Annotated in this window: 13 protein-coding genes; 12 read left to right on the forward strand and 1 reads right to left on the reverse strand. The window is 61.7% G+C overall.

Annotation, left to right across the window (positions count from 1 at the left end):
- Positions 1–112 precede the first annotated feature (112 nt).
- From obgE to HII33_RS08395, 10 genes are all read left to right on the forward strand, one after another.
- The gene (obgE, locus tag HII33_RS08350) at positions 113–1,402 is read left to right on the forward strand and encodes a GTPase ObgE (protein WP_179395344.1); all 1,290 of its coding nucleotides are present in this window, start codon (positions 113–115) and stop codon (positions 1,400–1,402) included.
- A gap of 29 nt (positions 1,403–1,431) precedes the next feature.
- Complete coding sequence (locus HII33_RS08355) at positions 1,432–3,390, forward strand: acyltransferase family protein (RefSeq protein WP_179395345.1); 1,959 nt, start codon at positions 1,432–1,434, stop codon at positions 3,388–3,390.
- A 156-nt stretch (positions 3,391–3,546) separates the two neighbouring features.
- Positions 3,547–4,503 (forward strand): ribonuclease Z, encoded by a 957-nt coding sequence (rnz, locus tag HII33_RS08360; protein ID WP_179395346.1) that lies wholly within the window; start codon positions 3,547–3,549, stop codon positions 4,501–4,503.
- Positions 4,500–5,288, forward strand: a complete 789-nt coding sequence (locus tag HII33_RS08365) for an SDR family NAD(P)-dependent oxidoreductase (protein ID WP_179395347.1) — start codon at positions 4,500–4,502, stop codon at positions 5,286–5,288. Before rnz ends, HII33_RS08365 begins: the two co-directional genes overlap by 4 nt.
- 9 nt (positions 5,289–5,297) lie before the next feature.
- Positions 5,298–5,630, forward strand: a complete 333-nt coding sequence (locus HII33_RS08370) for a LapA family protein (protein ID WP_179395348.1) — start codon at positions 5,298–5,300, stop codon at positions 5,628–5,630.
- A gap of 377 nt (positions 5,631–6,007) precedes the next feature.
- The gene (clpB, locus tag HII33_RS08375) at positions 6,008–8,602 is read left to right on the forward strand and encodes an ATP-dependent chaperone ClpB (protein ID WP_179395349.1); all 2,595 of its coding nucleotides are present in this window, start codon (positions 6,008–6,010) and stop codon (positions 8,600–8,602) included.
- Between the two features lie 170 nt (positions 8,603–8,772).
- Positions 8,773–8,958 carry a 50S ribosomal protein L32 gene (gene rpmF, locus HII33_RS08380; RefSeq protein ID WP_125703258.1) on the forward strand — a complete coding sequence of 62 codons (186 nt, stop codon included), beginning with the start codon at positions 8,773–8,775 and terminating at the stop codon, positions 8,956–8,958.
- Between the two features lie 122 nt (positions 8,959–9,080).
- Positions 9,081–9,635 carry a DUF1836 domain-containing protein gene (locus tag HII33_RS08385; protein WP_179395350.1) on the forward strand — a complete coding sequence of 185 codons (555 nt, stop codon included), beginning with the start codon at positions 9,081–9,083 and terminating at the stop codon, positions 9,633–9,635.
- A gap of 1 nt (position 9,636) precedes the next feature.
- Positions 9,637–11,190: a bifunctional metallophosphatase/5'-nucleotidase gene (locus HII33_RS08390; protein ID WP_179395351.1), complete on the forward strand. Its 1,554-nt coding sequence runs from the start codon at positions 9,637–9,639 to the stop codon at positions 11,188–11,190.
- 84 nt (positions 11,191–11,274) lie between these two features.
- Positions 11,275–12,126: a hypothetical protein gene (locus HII33_RS08395; RefSeq protein ID WP_179395352.1), complete on the forward strand. Its 852-nt coding sequence runs from the start codon at positions 11,275–11,277 to the stop codon at positions 12,124–12,126.
- A 257-nt stretch (positions 12,127–12,383) separates the two neighbouring features.
- Here HII33_RS08395 and HII33_RS08400 read toward each other — a convergent pair whose 3' ends face one another.
- Positions 12,384–12,575: a YjzD family protein gene (locus HII33_RS08400; RefSeq protein WP_179395353.1), complete on the reverse strand. Its 192-nt coding sequence runs from the start codon at positions 12,573–12,575 to the stop codon at positions 12,384–12,386.
- Positions 12,576–12,712: 137 nt separating this feature from the next.
- Between HII33_RS08400 and HII33_RS08405 the strand changes: the two genes are divergently transcribed.
- Both HII33_RS08405 and pfkA read left to right on the forward strand, forming a co-directional pair.
- Positions 12,713–16,030, forward strand: coding sequence for a DNA polymerase III subunit alpha (locus HII33_RS08405; RefSeq protein ID WP_179395354.1), 3,318 nt, complete (start codon positions 12,713–12,715; stop codon positions 16,028–16,030).
- Positions 16,031–16,122: 92 nt separating this feature from the next.
- On the forward strand, positions 16,123–17,082 hold the full coding sequence (gene pfkA, locus HII33_RS08410) for a 6-phosphofructokinase (protein WP_179395355.1): 960 nt from the start codon (positions 16,123–16,125) through the stop codon (positions 17,080–17,082).
- The last annotated feature ends 22 nt before the right edge of the window (positions 17,083–17,104 follow it).

The following is a 17,104-nucleotide window of genomic DNA, read 5'->3' on the forward strand; positions in this document are numbered from 1 at the left end:
CTGAAGGTATTGGTATAATGAGACGCAGAACCGCATTGCATTTTGCAAGGCAGACCCGTACAATAGGAAGACTGTGTTTTTAGGCCCAGCGAACGGATCAAGGAGGACGAACATGTTTGTCGATCAGGTGACAGTAGAAGTGCAGGCCGGTAAAGGCGGCGACGGGATGGTGGCGTTTCGCCACGAAAAATTCGTCCCGTTCGGCGGCCCGGCCGGGGGTGACGGCGGTAAGGGTGGCTCCATCATTTTTTATGTCGATGAAGGGCTGCGGACGCTGATGGATTTTCGCTACCAGCGGCACTTCAAGGCCAAAGCTGGCGGTAATGGTCAGGGCAAGCAGATGTACGGTCGCGGGGCAGACGACGTGCGGCTGGCGGTGCCGGCTGGGACGACGGTTTACGACGCCGACACGCACGAAGAGATCGGTGACCTGACGCACCCTGGTGAGACCCTAGTGGTGGCCCGCGGCGGGCGCGGTGGCCGTGGCAACATGCACTTCGTGTCGCCCAAGAACACGGCGCCTGAGATCGCCGAGAATGGTGAGCCGGGCCAGCACCGCTTCGTCACCCTTGAGCTCAAGGTTCTGGCAGACGTCGGCCTGGTCGGGTTCCCGTCGGTCGGCAAGTCGACGCTGTTGTCCGTTGTGACCCAGGCCAAGCCGAAAATCGCGGCCTACCAGTTCACCACCTTGGTGCCGAACTTGGGGATGGTCCAGTTGGCGGATGGCAGCGACTTCGTCATGGCGGATCTGCCTGGGCTGATCGAAGGCGCCAGCAACGGGGTCGGCCTGGGCTTCCAGTTCCTGCGGCACGTTGAGCGCACCCGGGTGATCTTACACCTGGTCGAGATGGATCCAGACGATGGGCGTGAACCGCTCGACGACTACCACCAAATCCGCGCTGAGCTGGAATCTTACGACGAGACGATCCTTTCGCGACCACAGCTGGTCGTGGCGACCAAGATGGACGTGCCAGGGGCTGCTGAGCGCTTTGCGGCGTTCAAGGCCGCCCTGCTGGCAGAAGGGGTCGACGAAGCGGACATCTACGCGATCTCCAGCATCACGCACGATGGGGTGCAGCAGTTGATGCGCGACACCGCCAAGGCCCTGGCCGCCGCGCCAGTCTTCGTGCCGAAGTCCAAGGCGCTGGAATCGGCGACCTACACCTTTGCGCCGAAGCCAGAGGAGTTGCAGGTCACGCGGGATCCGGATGGGACCTTCATCCTGTCGGGGGCCAAGGTCGAACGGCTGTTCAAGATGGCCAACCTCGACCACGACGACGGGGCGATCCGCTTTGCTCGGCAGTTGCGCAGCCTCGGGGTCGACGACGCGCTGCGCGATGCCGGCGCAGAGACGGGCGACCTCGTCGCGATCGAGGACTTCACGTTCGAGTTCGTCGAATAAAATCATACTAAGACAAGGGGGCCTAGGCCATGTCTAGCAAGGATACTGCGGCGACGCGCCGCTATATCGGGGGCTTCGATGGTCTGCGGACACTTGGGGTCATTGGGGTCATTTTGTATCACCTGCGCCCAGAGCTGTTTCGCGGCGGATATTTAGGCGTGTTGATTTTTATGGTCGTGTCAGGTTATCTGCTGACCGACGGCTTTTTGCGCGAGTATGGGCGCGACGCCCGCTTAGATCTCAAACGCTTCTGGGGCCGGCGCATCAAGCGCCTCTACCCGGCGCTGGTGACGGTGCTGTTCGGGACCGGGGCCGCGATGGTGCTGTTTGCCCGGCCGTTGCTGGTCAATTTTCACAAGATCGTGCTCACGAACCTGACCTTCACCTATAACTGGTGGCAGATTGCCAACGGTCAGTCGTACTTCGAGCACTTCGCGAATAACGAATCACCGTTCACGCACCTGTGGACCCTGTCGATCGAAGGGCAGTTCTACCTGCTATGGCCACTGGTCTTCCTGCTGCTGATGCGCAAGGGCCGCTCACGGCGCGCCAAGACCACGGCGTTTCGCGTCACGCTGGGGCTGGCGCTGGTCAGCGCGCTCTGGATGGCGGTGCTGTACACGATGCACCCGACGGCAGATCCGAGCCGGCTTTACTACGGGACGGACACCCGGGCCTTCGCGCTGCTGATCGGCTCGGCGCTGGCCTTCTTGTGGCCAAGCACGCGCTTGGCGACGCACCTCAAGCCGTCGGCGCGCCTGCTGCTCGATGGCGGTGGCACGATCGCGGCAGTCTTGATGGTCGTCGGCTTGCTGGGGTTGAACGCGCAGGGCGCATTCGTCTATCAAGGGGGCATGTTCTTGTTCACCCTGGCGGTCGTCGTACTCGTCGCGGTCGTCGCCTCGCCGGTCAGCCTGTGGGGCCGCGTGCTGAGCAATCCGGTGTTCCACTGGGTCGGCACGCGCAGCTACGGGATCTACCTGTATCAGTTCCCGGTCATGATCCTCTGGGAAGTCGCCATGCGCGACGTTGCGGATCACCCCGTGCTCTACCCGGTGATCGAAGTGGCACTGATCCTGCTGATCAGTGAGCTGTCTTACCGGTTCATCGAACAACCGTTGGCGCACTGGCAGCCGGGGCACTGGCGGCAATGGTTCCAGGCCAGCCACTGGACGCCACTGCACGCGACGCGCGGGGTGTTGGCACTGGCTGTGCTCGGCCTGGGTACGGCGGCGCTGATCGTTGCGCCGGGGGTCAAGGACACGGCGAACGATAGTCCGGTCGCCAAGGCGCTGCGGGCCAATGAGACGACCGAGGCCGCTAAGAAAAAGGCCCTCGCGTCGATGCGCGCGCGCGTCGCGGAACAGTCTCGCGCCGCTGCGTCGAGCAAGGCGGCGCGCTCCAGCAGCGTGGCCTCCAGTCGCGCAGCCAGTGCGAGCGCGGCGCTGCCATCGGCGGTCGCTGGGTACACGGCTTACGGGATCGATGCGCCGGCGTTGCAGACCGCTCAGAACTTGAACGTCAGTGCGATCGGCGACTCCGTCATGCTGGATGCAAAACCGGACCTGATGAAGGTGATGCCCAAGGCCTTCGTTGACGCGGGGATCTCGCGTCAGCTTTACCAGAGCATCGATCTGGTCCAGCAGTACGCTAAGCAAGGGGCGCTGGGGCAGACGGTCGTGATCGGCCTGGGGACCAATGGCTCGTTTTCGACCAGCCAGATGGATCAGATGATGCAGGCGATCGGGGCCAGTCGGCAAGTCTTCTGGATCAACGCGCACGTGCCGACACGGCCGTGGCAAAACACGGTCAACACGATGCTGGCCGGGGCGACCAAGCGCTATTCGAATCTGACCGTGATCGACTGGCACGGGTACTCGGCCGCGCACAAAGACTGGTTCTACGACGATGAGACCCACATGAACCCGACCGGCAACAAGTATTACGCCGCCTATGTGGTCAAGCAGATCGTCGCGCACCTGAAGTAACCGCAGTCGACCGGGTCGCCACGTGGCACCCGGTCGTTTTTTCACCCCTGGCGCAAATGTCGGCCCGGCGCGGGTGCCGGTATTCGGTCCGGCGGTGAGTTGTGGTACACTTACCAGTAGTCTGCATGCGCGCATGCATAGTGAGGAAGACACATCATGGAACTTTTATTTTTGGGAACAGGTGCTGGGTCACCGTCCAAGTCACGTAACGTCTCTAGCTTGGCGTTGAAGCTCTTAGATGAGCGCAACGAGGTCTGGTTGTTCGACTGCGGCGAAGGGACCCAGCACCAGATCTTACAGACCACGATCCGCCCACGCAAAGTGACGAAGATCTTCATCACGCACCTGCATGGCGATCACATCTTTGGGCTCCCGGGGTTTTTGGCGAGCCGCGCGAACCAAGGCGGTGAAACGCCGCTGACTGTGTACGGGCCAGCCGGGATCGAGCGCTTCGTCCGCACCAGCTTGCAGGTCACCCAGACGCGGTTGCCGTACAAGCTCAACTTCGTGTTGTTGGAAAATCCCGGCGTGATCTTTGAGGATACAACGTTTCGCGTCAGCTTCGCCCGGCTCGACCACCGCATCACCAGCTTTGGCTTTCGGATCGAGGAGAAGCCGCATCCTGGTGAGCTTTTGATCGATAAGGTCCGCGCCGCAGGGATCCCGGCGGGGCCGCTGTACGCGCGGCTCAAGCGCGGTGAGCAGGTCACCCTGCCGGATGGCCGTCAGTTCAACGGGGCCGACTTCATCGGCGCGGCCCAACCGGGGCGCACGGTGGCGATCCTTGGGGACACCCGGGCGACCGAGGCGGCCATCGCGTTAGGGCAAGACGCAACGGTCATGGTGCACGAGGCGACGTTTGGCCCCGACGAGGCAAAGCTCGCCCGGCAATACTACCACACGACGAACGTTCAGGCCGCCAAGCTCGCGGCCCAGGCCGGTGCCCACCGGCTGCTGTTGAACCATATCTCAGCCCGCTACATTGGCAAGGCGGCGACGCAGCTTCAGCGCAGTGCGCAGAAGGTCTTCGCGCACACCCAGGTCGTCCACGACCTGCAGGAAGTCACGGTGCCGTTCGCCAAGTCCGGGCAGACGCAGGAGGCTCATTCATGAAAGACTTGAATCACCAGATCATCGTCGTGACCGGTGGCTCCAGCGGCCTAGGCAAGGCAATCGGCTTGACCGCCGCCAAGCAGGGCGCGACGGTCGTCTTCCTGGCGCGGCGTAAGGACAAACTGATCGCGGCCCAGGCAGAGGCGACCGCGCTGTCCGGCCAGCCGGCCTACGCCTATGTCTGCGACGTCGCGGATCCGGTCTCGATCGAGGCCGTCGTCAGCCGGATCGCCCGCGAGGTCGGACCGGTCGACGTGTTGGTCAACGCGGCAGGGTTTGGCCACTTTGAAGACGCGCTGGATACGTCGATGGCGACCGTCGAGCGGATGATGCGCGTCAACGTGCTGGGGACGATGTACATGACGCAGCTGATCGGCCGCCAGATGGTCGCGCGTGGGCGTGGGCACATCCTGAACATTGCCTCGATGGCCGGCAAGATGGCGACGCCGAAGTCGGCGGTCTACTCCGCGACCAAGTTCGCCGTGGTCGGCTACAGCAACGGGCTGCGCTTGGAGTTGCGACCGTTCGGCGTGCGCGTGACCACCGTGTGCCCAGGGCCGATCGACACCGCCTTCTTCTCGGTGGCAGAGGCTAACGATTACCTGCAGCGGGTCGACTGGATCGTGCTCGACCCCATCAAGCTGGCCGCGCGGATCGTCAACAGTTTTGGGCGACCGGTGCGCGAGATCAATGCGCCATGGCTGATGAACGTCGGCGCGACACTGTACACCTTGGCCCCACATGTCGGCGATTGGCTGGCCGGTGGGCTCTTCAATCGAAAGTAGGGATGCGTGATGAAAAACCAACAACGTCTGATCGTCGGGCTGGTGATCGCCCTGGTCGTGATCATCTTCGCCTTGCTGAACGGCCAACCGGTCGCGGTGAACTTCTTTGGGGCGGCGTTTCACTGGCCGTTGATCTTAGTGATCGTCGTGTCGCTGATCCTCGGGGCGGCCTCTGCACTGCTCGTGTCGACCGCTAGTTTGAGCAAACTCAAAAAGCAACTCAAGCGGCTTCAAAAAGAGAATCAGGACCTCACGGACCAGGCGGAATCGACGCCGGCGCCGACCGAGACGCGCCAGGCCCCGCAAAGTCCAGCCCCCCAAGACGACGACCCCAAGGCTTGATGTCGCTGGCGTCCTAATACGTGAGTGATGGTGCTGGGGACCCGTACGGCCACACGACCGTGCCTGGTGCCCAAAAGGGCCGGGTCTGCGTCTGCGGCCGGCAGTTCGGCGGTGCCAGCAAAAAGCATGAAGCAGGCTGGCTTCAGTCGGCTCAGCAGCTGCCAGGGGCTCAGAGGCGGCCGGACCGCGATAAAAAGCGCTTTTGGCTCCGCTGGGCAAACACGGCAACGTCGCGATCGACGTTGCCTTTTTTGGCCGTGTTGGCGCTCGGTCCTAGGGCTGAACTTTGGGCTTTGACCTTTACTGACCAAACGCATCTTGGTAAGATGAGGGTATCAGGGTGTGCGAGCGGACCACCCGGAACGGAGGAATTCAGGATGAATCCAGAACAATTCACACAGGCTGTGACCGAGGCCCTAGCGGCGGCCCAGCAGATCGCCAGCGTGCGGCACCACCAGGAGATCGACGTGCCCCATCTGATGAAGGCGATGGTACAGCCCAACGCGTTTGCGACCGCACTGTTCCAGCAGGCAGGGGTCAACCTCGATGGGCTGACCGCCGCGATCGATCAGGCGCTGGACGCGGAACCCGTGGTCGAAGGGGCCAGCAGCTACGGGCAGAACATGAGCCAGTCGCTGTTCCAGCTCTTCCAAGACGCCGGCAAGGTCCAGCAGCAGCTCGGCGATGAGTTCATCGCGACTGAAGCTGTCTTGCTGGCGCTGTTTGACCAGAAGTACCTCGCGATCACCAAGTACCTGACGGACACTGGGGTGACCCGCCAACAGTTCGCCGACGTGGTCCAGCAGGCGCGTGGCGGGGCGAAGGTCACTTCCAAGACCGCAGAGAACAACTACCAGAGCCTGAAAAAGTACGGCACGGACCTGGTGGCCGAGGCGCGCAGCGGCAAGATGGATCCGATCATCGGCCGCGACGAAGAGATCCGCAACGTGATCCGGATCCTGTCACGCAAGACCAAGAACAATCCGGTGCTGATCGGTGAACCAGGGGTCGGCAAGACCGCGATCGTCGAAGGGCTCGCCCAGCGCATCGTGCGCCAAGACGTGCCAGATAACCTGAAGAACAAGACGATCATCAGTCTCGACATGGGCAGTCTCCTGGCTGGGGCCAAGTATCGAGGCGAGTTCGAAGAGCGCTTGAAGGCGGTACTCAAAGAGGTGCAACAGTCCGAGGGGCAGATCATCTTGTTCATCGATGAGATCCACACGATCGTCGGGGCCGGGAAGGCAGAAGGGGCAATGGACGCGGGAAACTTGCTCAAGCCGATGCTCGCGCGCGGTGAGCTCCACCTGATCGGTGCGACGACACTCGACGAGTACCGCGAGAATATCGAGCAGGATAAGGCGCTGGAGCGCCGCTTTCAGCGCGTGCTGGTCCAGGAGCCGACCGTCGCCGACACGATCTCGATCCTGCGCGGACTCAAGGAGCGCTTCGAGATCTTCCACGGCGTGCGGATCCACGACAGCGCACTCGTCGCGGCCGCCACGCTGTCGGATCGCTACATCACCGACCGGTTTTTGCCAGACAAAGCGATCGACTTGGTCGATGAGGCGAGTGCGAACATCAACGTTGAGATGAACTCGCGCCCGACGGAGCTGGACGTGGCCGAACGCCGCCAGATGCAGCTGGAGATCGAAGAGGCGGCGCTCAAAAAAGAAAGCGATCCGGCGTCTCAAAAGCGCCTGCACCAGCTGCAACAGGAGCTCGCCGACCTCAAAGAGGAGACGAACAAGCTCAAGTCGCAGTGGGACGCGGAGAAGCAGGACATCACCCAGCTCAACGCCAAGAAGGCCGAGATCGACAAGGCCAAACACGAGCTGGAAGACGCGCAGAGCCGCTATGACCTGGAAGCCGCGGCGCGCCTCCAGCACGGCACCATCCCTGAGCTCGAAAAAGAACTGGCCGTACTCGAGCAGACCGACCGGCCGGACAGCTGGCTGGTGCAGGAAAGTGTGACCGAAAACGAGATCGCGGCGGTGATCTCGCGCCAGACTGGGATCCCGGTCGCCAAGCTCGTGGAAGGCGACCGCGAGAAGCTGATGCACTTAGCTGATCACCTGCACGAGCGGGTGATCGGCCAGGATGAAGCGGTCTCGGCGGTCGCTGATGCAGTTTTGCGGTCGCGCGCCGGACTGCAGGATCCATCGCGTCCGCTGGGGAGCTTCTTGTTCCTCGGGCCGACCGGGGTCGGGAAGACCGAGTTGGCCAAGACACTGGCGGCCTCACTGTTTGACTCCGAAAAGCACATGGTCCGCCTCGATATGTCCGAGTACATGGACAAGATCAGCGTCTCGCGCTTGGTCGGGGCCGCGCCGGGCTACGTGGGCTACGAGGAAGGCGGTCAGCTGACGGAGGCGGTCCGCCGCAACCCGTACACCATCGTCTTGCTCGATGAGATCGAAAAGGCCCACCCGGACGTCTTCAATATCCTGTTGCAGGTGCTGGATGATGGCCGCTTGACCGATAGCCAAGGCCGGACGGTGGACTTCAAGAACACGATCATCATCATGACGTCCAACCTCGGATCGGAGGCGCTGCTTGACAGCGTGCAGACAGATGGGCAGATCACCGATGCGAGTCGACAGCAGGTGATGACGCTGATCCGCAGTCACTTCAAGCCGGAGTTCCTCAACCGGATCGACGACATCATCCTGTTCAACCCGCTGAGCTTGGCGGATGTGGAGAAGATCGCCATCAAAGACCTCGACCACTTGAGTCAGCGCCTGGCCGCCCAGGAGATCGCCTTGACGGTCACGCCGGCGGCGCAGGAGTGGTTGGCGCACAAGGGGTACGACCCCGCTTACGGGGCGCGACCGCTGCAGCGGCTGATCACCGTTGCGGTCGAAACGCCGCTGGCCAAGCGGCTGATCAGCGGCGACATCCTGCCAAACAGCACCGTCGAGATCGGGGTCGCAGATGGTCAGCTGAGCTTCACCAGCAAGGCCCAGGACTAGGCACGCCAAAAATCTGCTGTTAAGGTCTTGCCTTGACGCCCATTTTTTAGTAAGATAAGACGTGCTGTGGTAGTTCTCTACCCAAGGCATCGGACGGGGATTTTGCCTTGCAATTTCTCGGATGTCCGGTATAGTAGAAAAGAAATCTAAAACAAAGGGGTTTTCCGCTCATGGCAGTTCCAGCACGCAGAACTTCAAAAACCAAGAAGCGTATGCGCCGCGGTCACATCAAGTTGAATGTGCCTAACCTGCAATTCGACGCAACGACCGGCGAATACCGCGTTTCTCACCACGTTTCTCCGAAGGGCTTCTACAAAGGCGCCCAAGTGGTCAAGAAGTCAGACGCTAACGCGTAACCCAGATAGTCTCGTGCCGACCGGCGCGGGGCTATTTGTTTGCGTCGAGGCAACGCGATGGATGATTCTGGTTTCCAAGTCTAGCTGACGTGGTACAATGTAGTTAAAAGGGAGGGCTCTATATGGCTGAAGAAGAAGTATTTACGGCGTACCTCGCACGGCTCCAGCAGGCACAGTTGCCGCGGTGGACCGATCTGCCGCAGTTCGACTTGTACATGGATCAGGTCGTGCAGTATGTCAACGAGATCATCACGCCGCTCGGGTTGGACGAGCTGACGCCGACGATGGTCAACAATTACGTCAAAAAAGGCGTGATCACCTCACCGGTCAAGAAGAAGTACCACAAGGGGCAGATCGCCAACATCCTCGTGATCGCAATGCTCAAGCCGGTATTCGCGTTAGATACGATCGCCGCGGGCATCGACTACCAGTTGCGCGGGCGCGAGAAGCAGCAGGCCTTTGACGCCTTCATCCTCGCCTTCATCGGGGCGGTGCAGCAGGTGAACTCCGATTTTACCGGTGACGTGCTGATCAACAAGGTGAATAAGACAGACACGACCAATATCCAAAACGCGATGGTCAACCTGGCGATCAACGCCGTGCTTCAGAAGATGCTGGTCGAGACGATGACCACGATGACCCAACCGACGCCCACCACTCCGAAAAAGAAGGACTAACATGCAGCTCACATTACTTTCCACCAGCGACACACACGGCTTCGTCACCCCGACCAACTACGTCAAGCGCGATCAGGACCTGCCGTTTTCACTGAGTAAGGCCAAAACGACGATCGATCAGCTGAAGGCCGCCGCACCGGGACCGGTGTTGACGATCGAAAACGGCGACTTCCTGCAGGGGTCACCGCTGGCTTACTACGCGGCGCGCGTCAAGGCACAGCCTGACTTGGCGACGGCGGCCTACGCGACGGTCGGCTACGACGCTGGGATCATCGGGAACCATGAATTCAATTATGGTCGCGACTACCTGGCCGCAGCGCTCGCGACGCTCCCATACCCGATCCTGTGCGCGAACATCCTCGACGGGGACCGGCCCGCCTTTGGTCAGCCGTACCAGCTGTTCGAGCGCGATGGGGTGACCATTGCGGTGCTCGGGTTGACCACCGATTACATCCCGCACTGGGAAGGGCCGAGCAACATCGCTGGGCTGACCTTCGCGTCCGTCGTGGAGACTGCTAAGGCGTGGGTGCCTCGGCTACGCGCGCTGGCGGATGTCGTCGTGATCGCGTATCACGGCGGCTTCGAGCGCGACCTGGCGACTGGGGCACCGACCGAGGCGCTGACTGGTGAAAACGTCGGCTTTGCGCTGACCGCGATCGACGGGGTCGATGCGCTCATCACCGGTCACCAGCACCGGGAGCTGGCGGGGATCGTCAACGGCGTGCCCGTCACGCAGCCCGGCTACCGCGGCGCCAACGTCGGCCAGATCTGCCTGACCCTTGACCGCACGGCAAGCGGCGTGCACGTCGCGGCCGCCTCGGCGGCGCTGGTGCCGACGGGTGCGGCAGTCGCGGCCCCGGCAGTGATCACCGCGGTCAGCGCGACTAGCGCGGCCGTCGAGGACTGGCTGGACGCGCCGCTGGGCCAGGTGGTCGGCGACATGCGCATCGCGGATCCCTTCGCGGCGCGGGTCGTCGAGCATCCGTACATCGAGTTCATCAACCGGGTACAGATGGCGGCGACTGGCACTGACATCGCTGGAACGGCGCTGTTCAACAACGAAGGCCGCGGTTTCGGCACCCAGATCACGATGCGCGACGTCGTGACCAACTATATCTACCCCAACACGCTAGCGGTGATGGCACTGAGCGGCGCGGATCTGCGGGCGGCGTTGGAGCAAGACGCGACGTATTTCAGCCTGAACGACCAGGGTCACTTGATCGTCACACCGCGGTTCGCTGAACCCAAGCCGCAACACTACAACTATGACATGTATCAGGGGATCGATTACACGCTGGACATCACCCAGCCGGTCGGCCAGCGCGTCCGCAAGCTGCAGTACCACGGCCGGCCGGTGGCCCCGACAGATCGACTGGAAGTCACGGTCAACCAGTATCGCGCGGCTGGCGGGGGCAACTTTGCGATGTTTGACCCGAGCAAGGTGATCCGCGAGAACCAAAAAGACATGACGGAGCTGATCGCCGACTACTTACGCGCACAGCCGGTCCTTTCGGCGACGGTCGACCATAATTTTCAGGTGTTACCGCCGATGTGACACCTAGTCACTTTCTGGTTGTCTTTTGGGCGCACGCGGCCTACACTAATGCACAGACTGAATGTAAAAAGGATGAAGCTAATCATGAAACACATCAAACGAGTCGGTGCGCTGGGCCTGGTGCTGACCAGTGCGCTGGTCTTAGCCGGTTGTGGCAAGACCCTGACCACCACGAAGACAACGTATCAGCAGTCGGGGATGGTCGCGGTGATCAAAGGCGAGGCTAAAGGCGCCAGCCGCGTGCACTACCGCGCTGCGACGGGCGACGGGTCCGTCAAGGTCAACAGCGGGGCTTATGTGATCACCGTGCCGGTGACCACTAAGGCGCAGTCGGTCCGGCTGATGGCCGGGGACCTGGATCACCGCGTGACCGTCAAGGCCGCGCAGTCGCTTGGCGCGTATAAGACCGTGGCGGCCAAGTATAACCAGGCGATCATTGCCACCGCGCTACCCAAAGACGTTCAAAAACAGCTCAAGCAGGCCGGCAAGACCAAGGTCGACGCCAGTCAGTTGACGCCGGCACAGCAGGCCGCGATGGTCAAGCAGCAACAGGCGCTTCAGGCCGCAATGGCCAAGGCGAGCGCGGCGACGAAGGCGAAGCAGCTCCCGGCGACGTTCAGCGGGCTCAAGCAGGCGCTGAAAACCAGCGGGGGCACCGTCCGCCTGAACGTTCAAGGGGGTCAATTGATGGGAATCACCGACATGGTCCCAGTCAAGGCCCTCAAGGACAAGCAAGCGCAGGCGGCGTTTGGCACGCAGTTCGGGCTGCTGGCTAACGCGGTCGGTGCAGACGCCCAAAAAGTCGCCAAGGCCTTTCAGAAGGCGACCAGCGATAAGGACAGTAGCTCGACGACGATCGACACGATCACGTCTCACGGCGTCAAGTTCGACGTGGGCTTCTCGGCGACCACGCTGTTCATCTATATCACCAAATAACGCCCAAAGGGCTGGGCCATAACGCGGGTTTAGCCCAGAGTATAAGAGCGGCCCTCGGTAAAACCCGAACTTAGGTTTTGCTGAGGGTCGCTCTTATACGTCTTGCGCTGCCCGTTCGAACGCAGTGAGTGACAGGCAGACATGCGTTAGAAAGGGCGTTATGGCACGTCACGTTCTGGCATAGTCGTGCCATCAGAGGCTGCGTCACAACTCCTTTGGGAGCAGGGCTAGCCCAAAAGAAAAAGCGTGATCCGCGATCACGCTTTTTTGGTGGCTTCTGGGTCGAAGTGTTTCATAATCACGGGCATGATGAACAGGATGACCGCAAAGGCCAAGCCGACGACCATGCTCAGCATGGGGTCAAAGGTACTGCCGGCTAAAGCGCTGACCAGGAAGCCAACGACCTCGCCGAGCAGGATGCCCCACACGAGTGTGACGATATAGCGCATAGTATCCCTCTTTTCTCTGATATCTTAACACGGCAAGGCAGAATTGCAACCGTTACAGGCGCGGACCGCCGCTTTTTCAGGCGCACCAGCCCTGCAGCTGTGAGGGGATTCAGGTATAATGGAAACTGAGGTGGCCAATGATGTTTACGCATTTACAAGTTCAAAGCAGCTTCAGCTTACTGCAGAGCCCGCTGACGGTCCAGGGGATCGTTGACACCGCCAAGGCGCGCGGTTATTCGGCGATCGCGCTGGCCGACACGAACGTGATGTACGGGGTGGTCGACTTTTACCGGCAGGCGACGGCCGCAGGGATCAAGCCGCTACTGGGGATGCGGCTAGCGATCGCTGATGCGACGGCGCTTCTGATCGCCGAGACCACGGCGGGGTACCACCAGCTGCTGCGGGTCTCCAGCGCGATCAAGCTGGCGCCAGGACCGATCGACTTGGCCGCACTACCTGAGCTGACCGGCGTCGCGGTGATCGTGCCGGGCGAGGTGCTGCTGGCACCACCACTAGCGGATGATCAAGCCGCCCAGGCGACCTATCTGGCGACCTTGGCCGCCAAGCAACCCGCAAGCCTCGCAGTGGGGGTGACGGGGCCGCAGCTGACCACTGCGATCCCTGCCCTGGCGGCTGCACATGCGTTGCCCCTGATCGCGTTGAGTCGGGTCTGCTACCTGGACCCCAGCGACGCGTTCACGCAAAAAGCGATGCAGGCGATCGGGGCCGGCACGCCGCTCAACTTCCGCGACCCGACGTTGATGGACGCAGGGCCAGACTGGTTGACCCCACCGGCAGTCGCCGCGGCACCGTTTGAGCAGGCGGGGCGCACAGATGCACTGACGGCGCTCGCCGAGCTGGTGGCCCGCGCCGATGCGACGATCACGTTCCGGCAGCCACAGCTGCCGCGCTATCCGGTCCCAGACGATCGGTCGGCCTCGGCGTACCTGCAGGCGCTGGCCGTCGAGGGCCTGAGCCAGCGGTTTGCCGGCCAGGCCGTGCCGGTGCGCTACCGGGACCGACTGGACTATGAGCTCGGTGTGATCACGAAGATGGGGTTCGACGATTACTTCTTAGTCGTGTGGGACGTGATGAACTACGCCCACTCCGTTGGCATTATGACCGGCGCCGGGCGGGGCTCGGCAGCGGGCTCGCTGGTCAGCTACGCGCTGGCGATCACGGAGGTCGACCCGATCGCCTATGATCTGCTGTTCGAGCGGTTCCTGAACCCAGCGCGCGCCAATATGCCGGATATCGACCTGGATATCCCGGACAACCGGCGTGGTGAGCTGATCCAGTACGTGCACGACCGTTATGGCGCCGATCACATGGCGCAGATCATCACCTTCGGCACATTCGGGGCCAAGCAAGCGCTGCGGGACTGCGCGCGGGTCTTTGGCCTGAGTCAGTTCGACAGCAATAAGTGGAGCGCCGCGATCCCCAGTCAGTTTCATATCGATCTGCAGAGCGCCTACCAGCAGTCACAGCCCCTGCGCAACCTAGTGGGCGACTCCGAGCAGAACCAGGCGCTGTTCCAGACCGCGCTGGCGCTAGAGGGACTGCCACGCCACGATTCGACACACGCCGCCGGGATCGTGCTCGCTCAGGAGCCGCTGACGGATACCGTCGCGCTCCAAGATGGCGGTGACGGGATCGCCCAGACGCAGGTGCCGATGGGTGACGTCGAAGCGCTCGGCCTGCTGAAGATGGACTTCTTGGGTCTGCGCAACTTGAGCATCTTGGCCAGTGCCGTCGCATCGGTCGAGCGGCAGACCGGGCGCCCGTTTGACCCGAAGCAGATCCCGCTGGACGATGCCGAGACACTGGCATTGTTCGCGCGCGGGGACACGAACGGGGTGTTCCAGTTCGAAAGCAATGGCATCCGCAGCGTGCTGCGCCGGATGCACCCGACGCAGTTCGAAGACGTCGTGGCGGTCAACGCCTTGTATCGACCGGGGCCGATGGAACAGATCGACACCTTCATCGCGCGCAAGAACGGGCAGGCGCCGATCACCTATCCGGCACCTGCGCTCGAGCCGATCCTGAAGTCGACATACGGTGTCTTGGTCTACCAAGAGCAGGTCATGCAGGCGGCCAGCGTGATGGGCGGGCTGAGCTTGGGCGAAGCCGATTTGCTGCGCCGCGCGATGTCCAAGAAGAAACAAGCTGTGATCGAGCGTGAGCGCGTCCGCTTCATCGAGGGGGCGCAGACGAAGGGCTACGACGTCGAGACGGCGACGACCGTGTATGCGTACATCGAGAAGTTCGCCCAGTACGGCTTCAACCGCAGTCACTCGGTCGCCTATGCTAAGATCGCGTTTTGGCTCGCGTACCTCAAGGTGCATTACCCGGCGGCGTTTTTCGCCGCACTGATGAACGCGAGCCTGAGCAACACGGGCAAGTTGCGCCAGTATGTGCAGGAGCTGCGCGAGCGCAAGCTCACCGTCGCCGGGCCGGACATCAACCGCTCGGGGCGCGTTTTTCGCCTTGAGCAAGGCGGGCTGCGCTTCGGGTTGCTGTCGATCAGCGGGGTGCGCCGTGACTTTGTGGATGCCTTGTTGGCCGCGCGGTCGGCGGGACCATTCAAGTCCTTGCAAGACCTGATGCAGCGGCTCGATCCGAAGTGGTTGCGGCCGGAGAGCTTCGCCCCATTGGTCTATGCCGGCACCTTCGACCGCTTCGACGACAACCGGGCGCAGACCTTGGCCAATCTGGGGGAGCTGATCGAGTCGATCAAGCTCGCCGGCAACGACGTCGGGTTGTTCGAACTGTTGCAGCCCAAAACGATCAGTGTGCCAGAGATGGCTGCGACGGAGCGGCTCGACCAAGAGGCCGCGGTGTTGGGGGTCTACCTCTCCGGACACCCGGTCGACCGGGTCGTCAATCAACTCGCCCCGTACCGACCGCTGGCCCAGGTGGCGACGCTGGAGGCGAACCAAACGGTGACACTGGTGCTGGTGGTGCGCCGGATCAAGCAGATCCGCACCAAAAAAGGGCAGGAGATGGCCTTCATCGATGGTCAAGACGCGACCGGCAATGTCAGCGTCACGGTTTTTCCGAAATTGTTTCCGACCCTGCCGACGCTGGTGGCCAACGACGTGATCGTTATCACCGGGCGCGTGGAAGCGCGCGAGGGGCTGCAGCTGATCGCCAACCGCGTGGTGACAGCCGCAGACGCGCTGGCCGACTTGCCGCAACAGAAGCTGTTCGTCAAACTGCCCGTGACACTGAGCGAGGCGGGCAAGGCAGATTTGCTGAAACTGTTCAAGGCGCACCATGGGACTGTACCAGTGATCACTGTGGCGGACCAAACGCGCGAAAGCGTGCTGCTGGACCGGGGGTACTGGGTCAGTCCGACAGACGAGTTGATGACGGGTGTCCGTGGTCTAGTTGGCGACACAAACGCCGTGCTACAGGCCGTGACGGGTCACTCGGAAAAAACGAAAATTCTTTAGTGAGCACGGGACTTTTTTTCTGAAAAGTGATATGCTTAATCAGTATTTGGGGGCTGTTATGGTCCCTAAAAGAAAACGCATGAGGTGAAATGATGAAACGCATTGGGATTATGACCAGTGGCGGCGATGCACCAGGCATGAACGCCGCAGTTCGTGCCGTTGCACGCAAGGCAATTACTGAAGGCCTCGAAGTCTTCGGGATCAATTACGGGTTCGCTGGGCTGGTTGCGGGCGACATCTTCAAGATGGAAGCCGCAACGGTCAGCGACGTGATCTCCCGCGGCGGGACCATGTTGTACTCCGCACGTTACCCTGAATTTGAGCAGGAAGCCACCCAACTCAAGGGGATCGAGCAGCTCAACAAGTTCGGGATCGACGCGCTGGTCGTTATCGGAGGCGATGGCTCTTACCACGGGGCGCTGAAGCTGACCGAACACGGCTACAACGCCGTCGGTCTGCCAGGCACGATCGATAACGATATTCCTTACACGGACTTCACGATCGGCTTCGACACTGCGGTCAACACTGCGCTGGACGCCATCGACAAGCTGCGCGATACGGCCGCTTCTCACGAACGGACCTTCGTGGTCGAAGTGATGGGCCGCGGCGCCGGCGACATCGCGCTTTGGGCCGGGGTCGCTGGTGGGGCCGCCGATGTCATCATCCCTGAGCATGACTTCGACGTCAAATCCGTCGCCAACAAGCTGAAGTCCAGCCGCGAGCGGGGCCAGAAGCATGCGATCATCGTTTTGGCGGAAGGGGTCATGCACGCGGATGAATTCGCCAAGAAGCTCAATGCTTACGGCGACTTCCAGACCCGCGCGACCGTCCTCGGTCACGTGCAGCGCGGTGGCAACCCGACCGCTAAGGACCGCGTCTTGGCGTCCAAGATGGGGGCTTACGCCGTTGAACTGCTGATGGCGGGCAAAGGCGGCTTGGCCGTCGGGATCCAGAACAACCAGCTGGTCAACCACCCGATGCTTGACCTCTTCAACGCCAAGCACGAGACCGAGCTGTCCCTCTATAAGTTAGCAGAGGACCTGTCCTACTAATCGAGTTAATTCTGACGTTAAA

This window comes from Lacticaseibacillus absianus (assembly GCF_013407595.1).
Lineage (GTDB): Bacteria > Bacillota > Bacilli > Lactobacillales > Lactobacillaceae > Lacticaseibacillus > Lacticaseibacillus absianus.